Source organism: Micromonospora sp. NPDC004336, assembly GCF_053602615.1.
Genome location: NZ_JBSGDY010000146.1, coordinates 1 through 15,958 on the forward strand (window position 1 = coordinate 1; position 15,958 = coordinate 15,958).

Consider the following 15,958-nt stretch of genomic DNA (forward strand, 5'->3'; position numbering starts at 1 on the left):
ATGACCCGCCGCATCACCCGCGGCCAACCCGCACGCCGCCAAGCCCGCCGCACCTTCACCCGGACCTGATCAACCCGATCTCAAACACGCTCTTACGGGTACGGATGACCTCTGAACCCATGATTCGCATCGCCTCGGTCAAGAACCTCGCCAAGTGCATAACGGACGAGACCGCACCAGCCCGCGAGGAACCTGATAGGACATAAAGGGCGATCTGCCCGCATTAAATGCCCTCCGCCTCAAGCCCTTTCAGTCATTAGTTCCAAAACCGCAGGTCACGACCGCCGTATTGACGCAATCAACGAACCTGACCACTATGGAGCGTCGACTGCTCGCGTCCCGGGCGAGCGCACCCAGAGAAAGGCCATGCTGTGGCGAAAGGTCACAAGTGTCCGAATTGTGGTAAGAATACGCTGCAGCCGTACACCACCAACCAGTTGAGGTGCTCCAACTGCGCTACGACGGTGAAGAAGGACCAATTTTTCTGAACTCCGAGCACCTGCTCCGCTGCGTAGCGCCCTCTGAGTCACGCATGACCCCCGCCGCGCGCTCCGACCTACAGCGAACGTGAGGCCGACGCACTACTTTCGTCAGATCCGCGCATTGTCGTGCGGCACACCAGCAGTCTTGACCCCTACGCACCGTTACTTGGCTCTCGGCGAGACCGCCCGTGGTGGGTCCAGTTATGGCCGCCCCGGTGGAGCCCATCTCGGCCGTCATAGCCATGATGACGAAGGATCGGTTGTGGGTCCTGAGCAAGGCGCGCACCGAGAAGCTCACCGTGGCGGAGTGGGCTCATGGTAGGCGCGCTCCTCTCCGGGCGGTGACGGCGTTGGCAGCGGCTGGGGCTGGAGCTAGGTCGTCGGCGTGCACCGTTCGGGTAAGCGGCGGGAACGCGCGCGCGGCTGCGACAAGCGGCTGGTCGATGCTGGCGGTCGCACGGCTGGCGGAGGCTTCGGCGGTAGCGCGCGCCGCCGAGGCGCGGCGTACACCGCTGGTCACTTGGGCGGCCAGCGCCGGTGCGACGGTGGCGCCGTCGGGGGTGCGGTTGGTGTCGACGGCTTCGGTGATGCGGGGGTGCGGAGGCCACGATGCGCTGGCCGACGGCCTGCACGATGCCCTCTGGGCTCTGGCCGGTCTGCTCGGCAGCGCGCTGTGCCCACAGCGCGACGTAGGCGAAGGTGTACGTCGAGGTGTCCAGCCCGTAGCGTTCGGCGACCAGAAATGCGACGCTTTCGGCCTCGACCTCCCGCTCGCCCCGGCAGCCGCGGGTGGTCTCCCAACCGAAGTCGCTCGGCGTGTGCAGGTCCACGTGTCCGAGCTCGTGGATCATCGTCTTGACTGCCTGGGCGTCGTCCACGTCGTCGCGGACCCTGATCAACCGGTTGGTGTAGTCGGTGAACCCGTTCGCGCCTCGGCAGTCACCGCGCTCAACGGTGTATCCCCGCTCCTCGGCGAGCATGACCAACTGGTCGTACAACCCTGCGGGCGCCTGGCCCTCGAGGAGTTGGGGCATGACGTCAGCGAACGCCGGTCCGCCGGGCACATCGATGTCCGGACCTTCGGTCTGGCTGATGTCGAAGACGGCCACGGGCTTGAACGTGTGCAGGACTCGCGCCGACTGGGCGTTCTGCTTTACCGCCGACACCTGAGGGTCGTGCTTTGTGGGCTCGCTGCGGTCTTCGGGGCTTTCCTGTGGATCGTCCGTCACGCGCTTCGTGACTGGGGCCAGGATGGCGATGCCCTTCTCGCCCTTGCGCACGTGCCGACCGAATTCGGTCTTCCACCGCTTGTAGCCGGCCACCCACGTCGCATCTGGGCGCTGCGCCATGATCAGCAAGACGTTGTTGAAGGAGTAGCCGTGGAACTTGGCGGCGAACTGAAGCCACCGGCGCCACTGATCGCTGTCCGTGATCTTGCCGACCTCCGCGACAACGCGCTCGTGGAGTTCGGCGAGCTTGGCCCGTCGTTCGGCGGCCCATTGTTCTCGCTGGTTGTCGCTTGGCGACGTCCCTCGTCGGGTAGCCATGTCAGCGTCCCGCCGATCCGTCCTGGTGCAGGCCCATCCGGGTGGCAAGCTGGTTGATGAGCCTCTGCTGGGCGTCGAGTTGGCGCTGTTGCGCCTCGCAGGTCGCGGTGAGGTCGTCGATCTGGTCCTGCAGCGCGGTGATGGTGGCGTCTCGGTCGAGCGGCTGAATACTCATCGCGGTCCCTTCAGTGGTGGTGCGTGGTGTGGCGGGGCGGCGAGCCCGGGATGGGAATTCGTCAGCGGTTTCGCCGGGGCGATGCCGGTTGAGGAATGGAAGCCGCCGGACTCACGGTGGGGGCGGCGGTGTGGCTGGCCGGGAATGGCCGGAACGCGGCGGCCACTGTGGAAGCGATCGGGATAGATGGGAGCGTGGGTTCTTCGGGCGGGGCCTTGAGGACTTTGCCGATGACGTCGACGAACCAGTCCACGGCGGGTCGTCCGTCGATCTGCGTCCTGCTGATCTGGTGCTCGCCGATTTTCTTAACCAAGGCGGCGTAGATCGCTTGGCTGGTGGAGTGGCGGACGTCCTGCCGCCCCTGCCTTTGGCCGTGGTTCCAGCCGGCGACGACACCTGCGGCGATGGGACTCAGGTCGGGGTAGTCGGTGCGGGCGGCCGCGCGGGCGCTCTCGCGGGCACGGCTGGGGGCGTTCTGAGGGCCGGTCCGGCCGATGACGGTGGCGGCTTCTGCCACCGCCCATAGGAGGTTACGGGCGTCGGGGTCGTCGATTCCGGTGCGGGTGAGTCGGGACATGGCGTCAAAGGCAGCGTTCTGGAAACCTTCCACGGCCCACCGGTGGCCGGCTTCCGCGCCGTTCCGGTAGCCGGGCTTCCACGCGGCTTCGATGACGGCGCGTTCGGCGGCCGGTGACGTGGGCATCCGTCCGGTCAGTGCGTGGCTGATGGATGCGGCCAGCCGATCCACGGACATCCCGGGCATGCGGGATTGCAGGTGGAACAGCATCGTCCAGGCTCTGATTTGGTCCATCGGGTCTCCAGTCACAGGAGGTAGGGGTCAGAAGCGGATGCCTAGGTCAGCCATGACGGCTGCCGGGTCCTGGGCCGTGTTGTTGTTGATCGGCGGCGCGTTGCGGTGGATCTGGTAGTGCAGGTGTGGACCACTGGAGTGGCCGGTGGAGCCGACGCGGCCGATCTCCTGGCCGACGGTGACGGCCTGCCCAGGGGCGACGCTCAGGGACACCAGGTGGCAGTAGGTGGTGCCCATCCCGCCGGCGTGCTGGATCTCGACGGTCAGCCCACAGCCGGGCAGGTCTGGGTTGCCGGGGCGGTCGCAGTAGGCACTGGTGCACGCGGCGGAGGTGACGGTGCCGGCGGCTGCCGCCAGGACCGGTGTGCCGGTGGGGGCGATCAGGTCGATCCCGCGGTGAGCGCGGTTTCCCCGCGGGGCGCCCCATCCGTCACCGACGCTGTAGCTGCCCTCGGGCAGGGGCACTCGCCACTCGCCGGTCGCGCCGCCGCTGCAGCTGATGCCCAACTGGCCGCGGACGAGCTGCACCAGGCGCTGGGCCTCGCTCTGCCACTTCGCGTACGCGTCCGGGTACCTGGAGACCTGCACCGCCTGGGCGGCCTCAGCCAGGGGCATGGCCTCCCAACCGTTGACCTTGACGAGAGCGTCGTAGAACTTCCCGGCGGCGTAGTCGGGGGTCATGCGCTGCACGACAGTGCCCCACCCGGGCCGCTGCTGGAACAGGCCCACGGAGTCGTGGTCACGGCCGACACCCTCGTGGGGAATGCCCAGGGATTCCGGCACCGTCGAGTTGGCGAGGTTCCGCAGTGCCGACTCCTGCATCGCCGTCGCTACGGCAACCGTCCACCCCTTCGACGGCACGTTCTTCTCGGCGCCGACCCGGACGATGGTGGCGACGTGGCCGACCTGCGCCGGATTCCAGGAGGCGTCTGCCGTGCTTCCGGCAGGGTTAGCTGAGGGAGACGGTGGGACGACGGTGCACTGGTAGGGGGGCGACGCCACCACCGCCACTCCGCCGACCATGACCAGCGTGAGCGGTACGAGGAACGCGACGGCCAGGGCGGCGGCGCCCCACTTCCACGCCGTGCTGCTGTTCATGGCCGCACCGCCTGGACCTCGTAGTGCGCCACCCGCCATCCGGGCTGGCCGCTGTCGCCGGCGCGCAGGGTGCAGAACACGACACTGTGCTCGGTCCAGCCGCGCCACCCGCCGTCGCCGACCGGTGTCGCGGTGAGCCGGACTGCCCGGTGCGCCTCGATGGTGCTGTCGTGCTGCGGGTGCATATCCGGCTGTGGACGCACGTGGACGTCGACGCGTACGCGGTGCGCAGCCCACGTCTCCCATCGGCCGTCGCGGTCAGCGGCAGTGCTCTGACCCGCCAGTGCCCCGGTGGCGTAGGCCGATGCGCGGGCGAAGGCGTCGCCGGGCCCGGCGTCGCGCGTGGTGTCGACCCGGTACAGGGCGGTGACGAACGCCTGGCATACGTGCGCCGGATCGGTGTAGTCGGCCTTCGAGTCACGTGGCGGCACCACGGGAAGCGCGACCGAGTGCGCGGCGACGGTCGGCTGAGCGTCAGTGTCCTGGCGGCTGGGGGCGGCGGGGCGGGTCGCGCAGCCAGCCACGGCTGCCACCAGCATCGCGGCGCCGAGCGCGCCAGCGTTCGGCGGCGTGATCTTCATGGAGAACATGGCGTGACGATGCCGCCCGGGTAGCGCCGTTACCGCTGCCATCGCAGGTCACGAGGGGTGGTAACGCTGCCGGCTACACCAGCGGCAACGGTCCCGTCAGCGCCACACGGCGAAGGTCATCGGCAGACGCACCACTCGGTGCGACACCCCGACGAAGGCCTAGGAGACACCCGTGCTCGCTACCTTGCTCGCGTTCGCGGCCGACAACACCCAGGAGGCGTTCGACGTCCTGGCCGCGGCGCCCTCTCCGAGTGGCGCGCCCAAGCCGGTCGACGTACCCAACCCGGCCCCGGTCGCACCCGAGGGTTTGCAGGCCTTCGGCGACATGTTCCTGGGCTGGATGAAGTGGGTCCTCATGATCGGCGGGGTCGCCGGCCTGTTCGCCTCCGGGATCATGATGACCGTCGGTCGACGCAACCGGTCCTCGCTGGCCGCCGACGGCGCGGCCGGCATCCCGTGGGTCCTCGGCGGGCTCACCCTCGGCGCGATGGGCGCCCTGGTTGTCGGCGCGGTCCTGCGGTAATGACCTACGACGTCATCGACCGGACCCGGCGCCGGACCCGTCGCTGGATCGCCGCCGTCACCCTCGCGGCCGCGGCGGCGACTGCGCTCGGCGTCGCGGCCGTCGCCGGCCTGCGCGACGAACCCACCGCCGCTGCGCAGCAGGCGGGCGTCACCGCCGCCGCTCCCGTCCCCGACGCTGCTGCCCGCGCGGTGGCGTTGCCCGCCGACCTCAAGTGGACGCCGGTTGCCGGGATCTCCCTGCCCGTTTCCGGCCAGGTCGGTCCGCTCGACACCAGCGGCGGTGCAGCGCGACGCTTCAGCCACGACGAGGCTGGTGCGCTTCTCGCCGCGGTGCACATCACGGTGCGCTGCGCCCCGCAGCTCGGACCGGGCGTGTTCGACCAGACCCTGCAGAAGCAGGTCGTCGGCGCGGACGCCCCGGCGATGCGGTCGACGATCGGGCAGAGCTACGACCACCTACGCGCCAACACCAACGTCCCGTACGGGCAGCCGGTCGGCCGCCTGGAGGCGGTACTGCGCGGATACCAGCTGACCAACTACAGCCAACAAGCGGCGTCCGTGCGGCTCCTCACCGAGGCCCGTGACGCGCAGGGCAACCCCCTGCTGGCCGCCACGACCGTGTACCTGCAGTGGACCGGCACGGACTGGGCGCTGCTCGCCCCAGCCGGCGGTGACTTCAGCGCGACGGTGTCGCGAGCGGGCAGCCCGGACGGCTTCCATCCCTTCATCCCTGGACGGTGATCATGTGCAATCCGTTCATGCCCGTGAGCTGCACGGGCGTCTTCGGTGCAGAGAGCAGCGTCAGCGAGAAGATCGGCGGCTCGGTCACCGACATGTTCCTCGGCGGGCTCGCGGGCTCGATGAACGACGCCATCAAGTGGGTCATCACCGTCATGGCGTCCTGGATCTTGGTGCCCTCCACGGATCTGTGCGCTGGCGACCCGAACGCGGCGGGCTGGCTCGCTGACTGCAACGCCGCTGGTGGGCCCGCTCAGCAGTTACGGGGCTTCCTCCTGCCGATCACGGTCCTGGTCATGGTCGGTGGCCTGATCTGGCAGGGCATCACCATGGTCATCACCCGCAAGGGCGAGCCGATGCTGCAAGCCGTACGCGGGGTGTGGACCAGCGCGCTGTGGGGCGCCATCGGCATCGGTGGAACCCACCTGGCACTCAAAGCCTCGGACTCGTACTCCCTGTGGGTCCTGAACAAAGCGATCATCAACGGCTCCAACAGGCCGCCCCTCGACGCGCTCAGCGCGGCGCTGGGTTCCATGCTCCTACCAACTGCCGGCGTGACACCCCTGGTGACGATCTTCATCGGCGGCCTGGTCTTCTTCCTCTCCGCTGTCCAGGCCATCCTCATGATCTTCCGCGAGGGCTCGGTGGTGATCCTCGCCGGCACTCTGCAGCTGGCGGCCACCGGCTCGGTCATGCGCGGCACCAGCCAGTGGCTGGCGAAGGTCACCGGCTGGGGAATCGCGCTGATCGCGTTCAAGCCGGTCGCCATGACCGTGTATGCGACGGGCTACATCCTCACCGGCGGCAACGGGCGCAGCTTTCTCATGGGCCTCGCGGTGCTGGTGCTCTCCGTGGTCGCGCTCCCCACCATGATGAAGTTCTTCACCTGGACGACCGGCGCGATCGCCTCCGGCGGGGGCAGCGCCGGGATGGCCGCCGCCGGCGCTGCAGCGGGTTTGCACGCCGCGTCGTCACTGCGCAGCGCCGGCGGGTCCAGCGCCGGCGAGCACGCCCGCTACCTCGACACGAGCCTGGGCGGTACGTCCAGCGGCGCACCGACCGGCGCCGTCCCCGTCACGCCGACGGCAATGCCCCGTGCTGGGGCGTCAACTGCCGCCAGCGACCCTCCCATCGGCGGCGCCGCAGGTCGCACTGCCGCCGCAGGGCGCGCCGCCGGAGGTGGAGCGACAGCTGCCTCAGGAGTCGACGCAGCCGCGACAGGGCCTACCGCTCTCATCGTCACGGGCGTCGCCACGGCCGCCGAAACCGCTGGTAGCGCCGTCAAGTCCGCCGCCGACGCAGCCGCCTCCACTACCCAGGACAACAGGTGACCACCATGACCACTGACCAGCAGATCCGCACCTACGGTGGCTGGCGACGCAGCCGCGGGATGGGCCTGCTCGGCCTCGGCCCGGCTCAAACCCTCAGCGTATTCGCGGCGATCACCTCGCTGCTGATCGCCGCGTCGATCAGCATGACCGCATTGGCGTGGGTGGCCGCTCCCGCCGTCGCCACCATCGCCCTGCTACTACTGCGCTGGGACGGCGTACCGCTGGCCACCGGCATCATCCGGCGCGCCCGGTGGCTGATCGGCACCACCCGCGGCTACACCTCCTACCGGTCAGGGGTCATGGCCGTCGGCGAGAGCGCCTGGCAGCTGCCCGGTGTCCTCGCTCCGACCACCGTGCTCACGGTCACCGACGAGGCCGGCGGCAACTACGGCGTCGTCTACAACCGACGGCTGGGCAGCATGACGGTGACGTTGCGCTGCGCCGCCACCTCCACCTGGCTCGCCGACCCGGACGCCACCGCATCGTGGGTCGCGAACTGGGGAGGCTGGCTTGCCAACCTCGGCTACCTACCCACGGTCCAGCACATCGCGGTAACCGTCGACACCGCACCCGACCCTGGCTCCCGGTTGTCCGACTACATCTCCGGCCGAATCGTGCCGCACGGTCCCGCCGCCGCGAGGCGGGTCCTGCAGCGCCTGGTGGAGGTGTCCCCCGCTGCCGCTGCCGACGTCCAAACCCGTGTCAGCATCACCTTCAATCCGGCGGCGTCTCCGACGAAACCGAAGGGCGTCGAGGAGGCACTGGCGGAGATCAGCCGCTCCCTGACCGGGCTGCAGGACTCGCTGGGCAGTTGCGGGCTGACGGTCCTCGGTCGGGCCACCGCCGACCAGGTCACCGCGATCGTGCGCACCGCCTACGATCCCGCCATCCGAGGTGACGTCGCTCGCCTGGGCGCGCGCGACGGCGATCTGGCCCGGTGGTTGGACTGGGACTCCGCCGGCCCGGTCGCCGCCGAGGAACACGTCGACCGCTACGTCCACGACTCCGGCACATCGGTGACCTGGTCGATGCACGAGGCACCGCGGCAGTCGGTACACGCCGACGTCCTCGCGCGGCTACTGGCGCCCGGCCCGTACCCGAAACGGGTGAGCCTGCTCTATCGGCCACTGCCCGCTGGCGATGCGGCCCGTGTCGTGGAGGCGGAGGTCAACGCCGCGCAGTTCCGGCAGGCCTACCACCGGGCGCAGAAGCGGGACGAGTCCGCCCGCGACCTCGCCGACCGGGAACGCGCCAACCAGACCGCCCGCGAGGAGGCGGTGGGCGCCGGCGTCGGGCTGATGTCGCTGTTCTGCACCGTCACCGTCCTCAACCCCGAGGACCTCGGCAAGGCCGTCGCCGACGTCGAGTCACGCGCCGACATCGCGAAGATCAGATTCCGTCGGATGTGGGCGAGCCAGGCGGCGGGTTTCGCCACCACGCTGCCGTGCGGTGTCTGTCCCCCGCAGCTGTCCCGCCACTGGCCCCGCTGACCACCGCCCCCACTGGAGGAAATCCCGATGGCACCAACCACCGCCGGTCTCGCCCCCGCATGGGGAGTACGCGCCCCGGGCGCCGGCCGCGCCAGCCACATCGACCCCGGAATGGAATACCAGGGCACCACCGTCCAGTTGGCCGGGCTGTATCCGTTCGTCGCCGGCTCCGGAGCACCGACCCTCGGCACCCCGATCGGCCGACACATGCTGTGGGGCGAGGTCGTCTGCCTCGACCCCCTCGAATGGCTACGCGCCGGCCTCATCACCAACCCCGGCATGTTCGTGCTCGGCCAGCCCGGCGTCGGCAAGAGCACCATCGTCAAGCGGCTGATCACCGGCATGACCGCCACCGGCACGCAGGCACTCATCCTCGGCGACACCAAACCTGACTACACCCGCCTCGTCGAGCACCTCGGCGGACAGGTCATTCGCATCGGCCGCGGTCTCGACCGCCTCAACCCCCTCGACTCCGGGCCCTTGGGTACGGCGATGAAGCGCATGGGCACCGCGGAGGCCCGGCAGCTGCGCCTGGAAATCCGCGGCCGCCGCATGTCGCTGCTGCTGGCTCTGTGCGCCCTCGTGCGGGGCCGGCAGATCGACAACCCGGAAGAGGTCGTCCTCGGGCGGGCGATCGACGTGCTCGCCGAGCGGTCCGAAGCCGATCCGACCGTGCCTGACGTGCTTGCCCTGATAGAGGCCGGCAGTGACGAGCTGCGCACTGCGGCACGGGCCCGCAATGACGGGGAGTACCGGCGCCGCGTCGACGCGCTCGTGCCGACCCTCGCGCTGCTGTGCGAGGGCAGCCTCCGCGGCGTATTCGACGGGCCTACCACCCGGCCCCTGGACCTGGACGCGCCGGCGGTCAGCGTCGACATCTCCCGTGTCGCCGCCGCCGGCGACCAGCTCGTCGCGGCCGCGATGCTGTGCGTGTGGGGCTACGGCTTCGGGATGGTGGATGCGGCAGCCGTGCTCGCCGAGCAGGGTCTCGCCCCACGCCGGCAGTACCTCGGGGTGATGGACGAGCTGTGGCGGGCCCTACGCGGCGCGTCCGGGCTGGTCGAGCATGCCGACGCGCTGACCCGCCTGAACCGGCAGCGTGGGATGGCCTCGGTCATGGTCACCCACTCGCTGGCAGACCTCGACGCACTGCCCAGCGAAGAGGACCGCGCCAAGGCGCAGGGATTCATCGAACGGTCCGCCATCAAGATCCTTGCCGGGTTGCCGCCTCGGGAGCTGGTCCGGGTCAACGAGGTCATCCGCCTGTCCGGGCCGGAGCGGGACCTGGTGTCGTCGTGGGCGGCGCCGGAAGCGTGGTTCGCCGGCAGCGTGCACCCTGGCCGCGGTAAGTACCTGGTCAAAACCGGTGAGCGGCCCGGCCTTCCGGTGGCGCTGTCGCTGGTCGGTGAGGAGTGGGAGCTCTACGACACCGACACCGCGATCCGGCAGGCGCAGCCGTGAGCACCCAGCCCGTCGAGCCGCGCGGCAACGCCGGAGGGCTCCAGGCCCCGTTCATGGTGCTCGGCCTGGCCTGGGGGGCCCTCGTCTTGGTGTGGCTGTCTTGGCTCGCAGGGCGGATCGCCGCAACGGTTACTGGTAACGCAGCCGGGCCACGCTTCGGCGGTCCGTTCGTGCAGGCGCTGTTCGCTGCCGATTGGGCCACCCTGTTCCCGGGCGTGCCGCCGCCGCTGGTAGCGGTGATCTACACCGTCATCCTGGCGGTCACGGTGGCTGCGGTAACGGCAGGTTGGCTGTGGTGGCAGGGCCGCCGGCCGCCGGCGGACGACCCGCTGCCGTCGCTGGCCACCCCGTCGGAGGTGCGCCCGATGACGTTGCCGGAGGTCGCCCAGCGGGCACGTCGGCTGCGACCCAGCCTCGCCCACGTGCCGGCGAAGGCGATCGAACCGGGCTCGGCGGGGCTGATGTTGGGCGGGCACCGACGTCGACGTGGCAGCGGCGTGCCCCTGTATGCCTCCTGGGAGGACGTCCTGGTGGCGCTGATGGCGCCCCGGGCCGGCAAGACCACCGCGCTGGCGGTCCCGGCGGTGATCAACGCGCCAGGTCCGGTCATCGCTACCAGCAACAAAGCGGATCTGTGGGCAGTCACCGCCGCCCACCGCGCCGAGCACGGCAGGGTCTGGGTGTTCGACCCACAGGCCATCACCCACGAACAGCAGAGCTGGTGGTGGAACCCGCTGGAAGCCGTCGGCGGGATCGAGGACGCCCAACGACTGGCCGACCACTTCGTTCAGCAAATCCGCTCCGGCCGCGGCGGCGACGACTTCTGGGTCCTCGGTGCCTTGGACCTGCTGACCTCCCTGATCCTGGCGGCCGCGCTCGACGGGGGCACGCTCATATCGGTGCAACGGTGGCTGTCGGACTCCACTGCCCGGGAGCCCGGCGAAATCCTCCAGACCCACGGGTACGCCGCGGCCGCCCGTGCCTTGGCCGGCCGGCAGGCCGGCGCGCCGGAGACCCGCGAAGGCCTGTACGAGACGGCACGGACCGCAGCCGCCTGCTTGGCCAACCCACAGATCATGGCCTGGGTCACCCCGCCAAAGCATCGGGTGTTGCCGGTCCTCGACGTGCGGGCGTTCCCCGGCAGCGCAGACACCATGTACCTGCTCAGCAAGGACGGCGCCGGTAACGCTGCCCCGCTCGTCGCCGGGCTGGCCGACCAACTGCTCCGTGAGGCGGTGCGCACCGCCGAGGTGCGCGGCGGTCGCCTCGACCCGCCCCTGGTCGCGGTGCTGGACGAGGCGGCGAACATCTGCAAGATCCGCGACCTTCCTGACCTGTACTCGCACCTGGGCAGCCGGGGAGTGATCCCACTGACGATCCTGCAGTCCTACCGGCAGGGCAGCCGAGTCTGGGGCGACAAGGGCATGGACACCCTCTGGTCTGCGGCCACAGCGAAGATCGTGGGCGCCGGCATCGACGACGCGAAGTTCGCCGAGGATCTGTCCCGTCTCGTCGGCGACCATGACATCACCGTGGCCTCCCGCACCCGTGACGGTCGGGGCGGCACCTCCTGGCAGACGTCGGTACGGCGCCAGCGCATCCTCGACGCCGCCCAAATTCGCGCCATGCCCAAGGGCACCGCGCTACTGCTGGCCACCGGCATCCGGGCCGTCATGCTGGACTTGCGGCCCTGGTACACCGGGCCACTGGCCGCAAAGCTCGCTGCGGCGGCAACCGCCGCCGAGGCACGGATCACCGCCAACGCCAACCGGAACCACCACGGGATGACGCGTCCTGAGGAGGCGACGACGTCGTGATGGCCTCCCCTGACCCAGCCCGAGCGGCGAACACCGGTCGGGAGCACGATCCGCGGCGGCTCCTTGCCGCCAACGAAGCCGCGGTGGCCTGGTTCCGCGGCCGGCTCGCCGCCGCCGAGGAGCCGCGCCGCTACCTGACCAGCCGCGCCCTGGGCGCCCTGGTCGACAGGGAATGGCCCTGGCGGGTTGGCTACGCGCCACAAACCTGGTCGGCCCTGACCGATCACCTGAAGGGAATGGACTTCTCTCCCGAGGACCTCGTAGCCGCGGGGCTCTCCAAGCCCACCCGCGACAACCCGGACCGCCTGATCGATGTGTTCCGCGACCGGATCATCTTTCCCATCCGCGATCCCGACGGACACGTCGTGGCGTTCATCGGCCGTGCCAGCAACCGATCCCTCGCCGCCGACCCGCAGCTGCCCAAGTACCTCAACACCCGTGAGTCGCCCCTCTACCGCAAAGACCAGCTGCTCTTCGGCGTGGCCGAGCAGCAGGACCGCATCCGGGCCGGCTGGCGGCCCGTACTCGTCGAGGGCCCGGCGGACACGATCGCCATCTGGCTCTCGTACTCCCGCTCCGGCCTTCCCGGGGCGGTCGCGGTCGCACCGTGCGGCACGGCCTTCGGCACAGCCCAGGCCGCCATCCTCCGTTCGATGCCTGGAGGCCGCGACGCGATCGTGGTGGCCTTCGACGCCGACGGGGCCGGACGCAAGGCCGCCGACGCCGCGTTCGCACTGCTACGACGGCCGACCGGGCAGGGCAGGCTGCTCGCCGCCGAGTTCGCGGCCGGCGCCGACCCGGCCGACCTACTCATCCGGCCCAACGGTCGCGCGCAGCTGCGCGCCGCGCTGCGACACCAGACCCGGCCGCTACTCTTCGCCGTCGTCGACCACCACCTCGACCGCCTGCTCGGCCGCAACCCGCAGCTGCTCGACGATATCGGGGGTCGCTACGAGGCGGCGCGGATCCTCTCACCCCGAGTGCTCGACGCGGCAGACCCTGGTGAGGCGTACCGGCTCGCGCAGCACATCGTCGAGAGGACCCGGATCGCCGAGCGGTCCCACGACGGTATCGGCACTGTGATGGCCTACGCCGCAGACGGTCTACTGCACCGGATCGGTGACTTCTCCGCAGGACTCGACAGCGGTCCCGCCGACTCAAACGCTGGTCGCCCCCGCTCGATCGCGGTTCCACCGCTGCGATTCGTACCCGCCTCTCCTCGGACACCTGCCGACCCCTCTCAACCTGGGGCCGCCTATGCGAGTCAGCACGGCCCACGCCAGCAGCGCCGCCGAGCATGAATGAGGACGAGACGCGATTCAGCACGGGCGCTCTGCTTGCGCTGCATCCGCAGTTGCCGAACCTGGCGTACCAGGACGCTCATGAGGGGCCCGCGGGGATTCGATCTCAACGAGCCGAGTCACGTCGCCTAACGGGAGGAGTGACCGGCGCCGACCGCCTGAATGCCCGCTCATGCCGAGTTGAGCGCACTCGACCATCTAGGCGAGAGAGTGGGCCTGCACTCACCATCGCCGCCGTCACTCAACGCATCCCGCCACCCGTCGGCGACTGACTGCTCAGCCGACTGGGGTGCCATCGCCACAGTGGTCGTGGTGGGTCGGTTATACTGTCCGGCAAGTCAGCCCTCGGGGTGGCGTCTGACACTCTGGTCAATGCTTTGCGGCAAACTTCGGTGCCGACTATCGAACGAGCCTTCCATACAAGAGACCAGACAGAACACGAGCGAATATATAGCGGTACCTACACAGCGCGTGGTCAGAGCAATACGAGTTTCCGCCCGTCGGAGCGGGACCTCTGCCTGTCCATACGTGGCCGAGCTTAGCCCTGCTTGGGCCCAACTCGGTCGCCGAAGCGTTAGGGAACCGTCGTGGAGATCGAAACCTCTCAGTCGAGCTTGTCACCGTTGGCTCGCCTTGCCTTCGCCAGCGCACTTGTGGCCGGAGCTGTCATCGTCCTTCTAGCCTCCGACTCGGAGCATCGGGCGGACATGATTAAGGCGATGGTCGAGCCGATCCGCCCCGGCCGGTAGACAGCCGACAGGAACGCACACCCGCTCGATCTGGGCTTCAGGCATCGAGCGGGTGCGTTCCGCCCAGAACGACGGACCGCTGTCCACGCCGCAGCCGTCGAAATTCGGCTTCCTTGGTCGGCCGAACGGTGGGTCACCGGCGCGGACTTGGTGTGGCCCTGCCCCGCGGAGACGGCCGGCACGCTCTCGGCGCCGCCTCATCCCCACGCTGGCACAGTCCATAATCATGCGTGGTCGCCCTTTTCCTTTTCGGTCCGGCGCTCCGGCCAAGAAAGGCGCCATCGCCGATGTTTACTTAAGAGCTGTTGGCTTACGCGCTTCCGGCAGACTCATCCGCTCGACGCACTAAAATGCCGCGGTGCACGCGTGCCGCCCCCAGAACGCCGTCACAATCTGTGGTGAGAAGAAAGACCGGTCCGGGGCATCCTCTAGCACCGGCCAGTCGCCGAACGCCCGGTTCAACTGTCTGTCCCAGGCGTAGCCGACCTGCGCCACGACGACTTCCCGGATGAAGGCGGGCTAGGTTCCGGCACTCCGACCGCCCTGCGGGCATCGCAGGCGTTGCGAGAACGGCTGTGGCGTGTCCAGATTGCGGCGTCGAGCAGGCGTAGCAGGCTGGGTGAGTCCACGCCGGTTGGGCGGAGCCCCTCGATCTCATCACGGAGGGCGGATTCCTTCAGCGCGGCTGCCAGCGTGACCCAGAGCTGCCCCTTCGGCGGAGCGAGCACACGAAGCACGATCTCGTCATGGACGGGCACAAGCCGGGGCCGCTTGCGGGCAAGGAGTTTGCTCGCAATCACTGGGCCGACCCCAGGCAGGTCGTCGAGCCAACGATGCAGCACGGCCGCTGCCTGAAGGTCGTCAGGTCCGGCGTTCCACAGATCTAGGTCAGCGCGGATCGCAGCGAGCGCTGCGCTGACATGGTCGTGGTCAGCGAGAAGTGCCCGGATAGCGGGCGGACGCCAGGAGATATTCAGCAATGTGGTTGCGAGCAGGTCGTCGAGGGTCAGCACGTCAGGCGGGTTCTCACCGACCAGGTCGAACGACATACCGGCGAACGGCCCGTCCGGACTGAAATAGGCGGCAACGAGCCCGTCGATGCCGGCAACGGCGAGCACATCGCGGATCCGAGCTCGGACTAGGTCCTCAGCCTGCACCGCGAAAGCATGTCACGCCGGGGTCCGTAGATGCAGATCACGTTCGACCTGGAACGCCAATCGACTACTCCACGGCTTGGCTTACCCGGCCACCAGGAGCACCCGGATCTGCGCGGATCGGGTTCGATGCAACGGCTTAAGGGGTCACTCCCCGGTGGTCGCCAGGGCTGTCTCGGGCCTGGTCCCTCGCAACGGAAGCCGGCGCTTGTGATGTCTCCGTTGCGCACCAGCTCTCGGATCGCCGCAGTCATCGCTGGTACGCCCGGTTCCGGCACGATCAGCTGGTCAACGGTCCAGAAGTAGCTGCCGTTCGCAACCTCACCTGTCTCCTTCCACTGCGCCAACAGGCGACCAACCTCATCGATGGTGAAGATCGTCAGCGCCCACGTGGAGCCATCCGGGAGATCGACGAACGCGTCAACGTTGGCCACCGTGTCCACGGTGTCCGTGCCTGGATCGAGCAGGAACCGTGCCACGAACGTCGGCTCGGTGATGGTGGTGTACGGATCGCCGGTGCCCATGGACGCCAATCATGGCGCACGGCCTGCAGCATCCTCATCTGCCGCGGACAGCGCGTTCGCGATGGTTGCGCTCAGAGCGTGTTTGAGATCGGGTTGATCAGGTCCGGGTGAAGGTGCGGCGGGCTTGGCGGCGTGCGGGTTGGCCGCGGGTGATGCGGCGGGTCA

At 69.3% G+C, this 15,958-nt stretch carries 14 protein-coding genes; 7 read left to right on the plus strand and 7 right to left on the minus strand.

The window, feature by feature from the left end:
• Positions 1 to 634: 634 nt before the first annotated feature.
• The 5 genes from ACWENR_RS24045 to ACWENR_RS24065 all read right to left on the minus strand — a co-directional run bounded on the left by ACWENR_RS24045 (position 635) and on the right by ACWENR_RS24065 (position 4,694).
• Entirely contained in the window at positions 635 to 2,029 is a 1,395-nt protein-coding gene (locus tag ACWENR_RS24045; RefSeq protein ID WP_452279225.1) for an ArdC family protein, read from the minus strand.
• 1 nt (position 2,030) lies between these two features.
• On the minus strand, positions 2,031 to 2,204 hold the full coding sequence (locus ACWENR_RS24050; RefSeq protein ID WP_452279226.1) for a hypothetical protein: 174 nt from the start codon (positions 2,202 to 2,204) through the stop codon (positions 2,031 to 2,033).
• Positions 2,205 to 2,265: 61 nt separating this feature from the next.
• A complete protein-coding gene (locus ACWENR_RS24055) occupies positions 2,266 to 3,015 on the minus strand; it encodes a hypothetical protein (RefSeq protein WP_452279227.1) in 750 nt (249 codons plus the stop codon).
• Between the two features lie 27 nt (positions 3,016 to 3,042).
• The gene (locus ACWENR_RS24060; protein ID WP_452279228.1) at positions 3,043 to 4,113 is read right to left on the minus strand and encodes a M23 family metallopeptidase; all 1,071 of its coding nucleotides are present in this window, start codon (positions 4,111 to 4,113) and stop codon (positions 3,043 to 3,045) included.
• On the minus strand, positions 4,110 to 4,694 hold the full coding sequence (locus ACWENR_RS24065) for a hypothetical protein (protein WP_452279229.1): 585 nt from the start codon (positions 4,692 to 4,694) through the stop codon (positions 4,110 to 4,112). Before ACWENR_RS24065 ends, ACWENR_RS24060 begins: the two co-directional genes overlap by 4 nt.
• A gap of 181 nt (positions 4,695 to 4,875) precedes the next feature.
• On the opposite strand from ACWENR_RS24065, the gene ACWENR_RS24070 reads away from it, so the two are divergent.
• From ACWENR_RS24070 to ACWENR_RS24100, 7 genes are read left to right on the plus strand one after another with little or no spacing between them, the layout of a single operon-like run.
• A complete protein-coding gene (locus ACWENR_RS24070) occupies positions 4,876 to 5,226 on the plus strand; it encodes a hypothetical protein (protein WP_396803426.1) in 351 nt (116 codons plus the stop codon).
• Positions 5,226 to 5,969: a hypothetical protein gene (locus ACWENR_RS24075; RefSeq protein ID WP_452279230.1), complete on the plus strand. Its 744-nt coding sequence runs from the start codon at positions 5,226 to 5,228 to the stop codon at positions 5,967 to 5,969. Before ACWENR_RS24070 ends, ACWENR_RS24075 begins: the two co-directional genes overlap by 1 nt.
• Positions 5,966 to 7,297, plus strand: coding sequence for a hypothetical protein (locus ACWENR_RS24080; protein ID WP_452279231.1), 1,332 nt, complete (start codon positions 5,966 to 5,968; stop codon positions 7,295 to 7,297). Before ACWENR_RS24075 ends, ACWENR_RS24080 begins: the two co-directional genes overlap by 4 nt.
• Before the next feature lie 5 nt (positions 7,298 to 7,302).
• Positions 7,303 to 8,787 carry an SCO6880 family protein gene (locus tag ACWENR_RS24085; RefSeq protein WP_452279232.1) on the plus strand — a complete coding sequence of 495 codons (1,485 nt, stop codon included), beginning with the start codon at positions 7,303 to 7,305 and terminating at the stop codon, positions 8,785 to 8,787.
• Positions 8,788 to 8,814: 27 nt separating this feature from the next.
• Positions 8,815 to 10,248 (plus strand): hypothetical protein, encoded by a 1,434-nt coding sequence (locus ACWENR_RS24090; RefSeq protein ID WP_452279233.1) that lies wholly within the window; start codon positions 8,815 to 8,817, stop codon positions 10,246 to 10,248.
• A complete protein-coding gene (locus ACWENR_RS24095) occupies positions 10,245 to 12,065 on the plus strand; it encodes a type IV secretory system conjugative DNA transfer family protein (RefSeq protein WP_452279234.1) in 1,821 nt (606 codons plus the stop codon). The genes ACWENR_RS24090 and ACWENR_RS24095 overlap by 4 nt, the downstream gene beginning before the upstream one ends.
• Positions 12,065 to 13,366, plus strand: a complete 1,302-nt coding sequence (locus tag ACWENR_RS24100) for a toprim domain-containing protein (RefSeq protein WP_452279237.1) — start codon at positions 12,065 to 12,067, stop codon at positions 13,364 to 13,366. The genes ACWENR_RS24095 and ACWENR_RS24100 overlap by 1 nt, the downstream gene beginning before the upstream one ends.
• Positions 13,367 to 14,573: 1,207 nt before the next feature.
• Here ACWENR_RS24100 and ACWENR_RS24105 read toward each other — a convergent pair.
• Both ACWENR_RS24105 and ACWENR_RS24110 read right to left on the minus strand, forming a co-directional pair.
• Positions 14,574 to 15,272 (minus strand): DUF6308 family protein, encoded by a 699-nt coding sequence (locus ACWENR_RS24105; protein ID WP_452279235.1) that lies wholly within the window; start codon positions 15,270 to 15,272, stop codon positions 14,574 to 14,576.
• On the minus strand, positions 15,254 to 15,793 hold the full coding sequence (locus ACWENR_RS24110; protein ID WP_452279236.1) for a hypothetical protein: 540 nt from the start codon (positions 15,791 to 15,793) through the stop codon (positions 15,254 to 15,256). The genes ACWENR_RS24105 and ACWENR_RS24110 overlap by 19 nt, the downstream gene beginning before the upstream one ends.
• Positions 15,794 to 15,958: the final 165 nt, after the last annotated feature.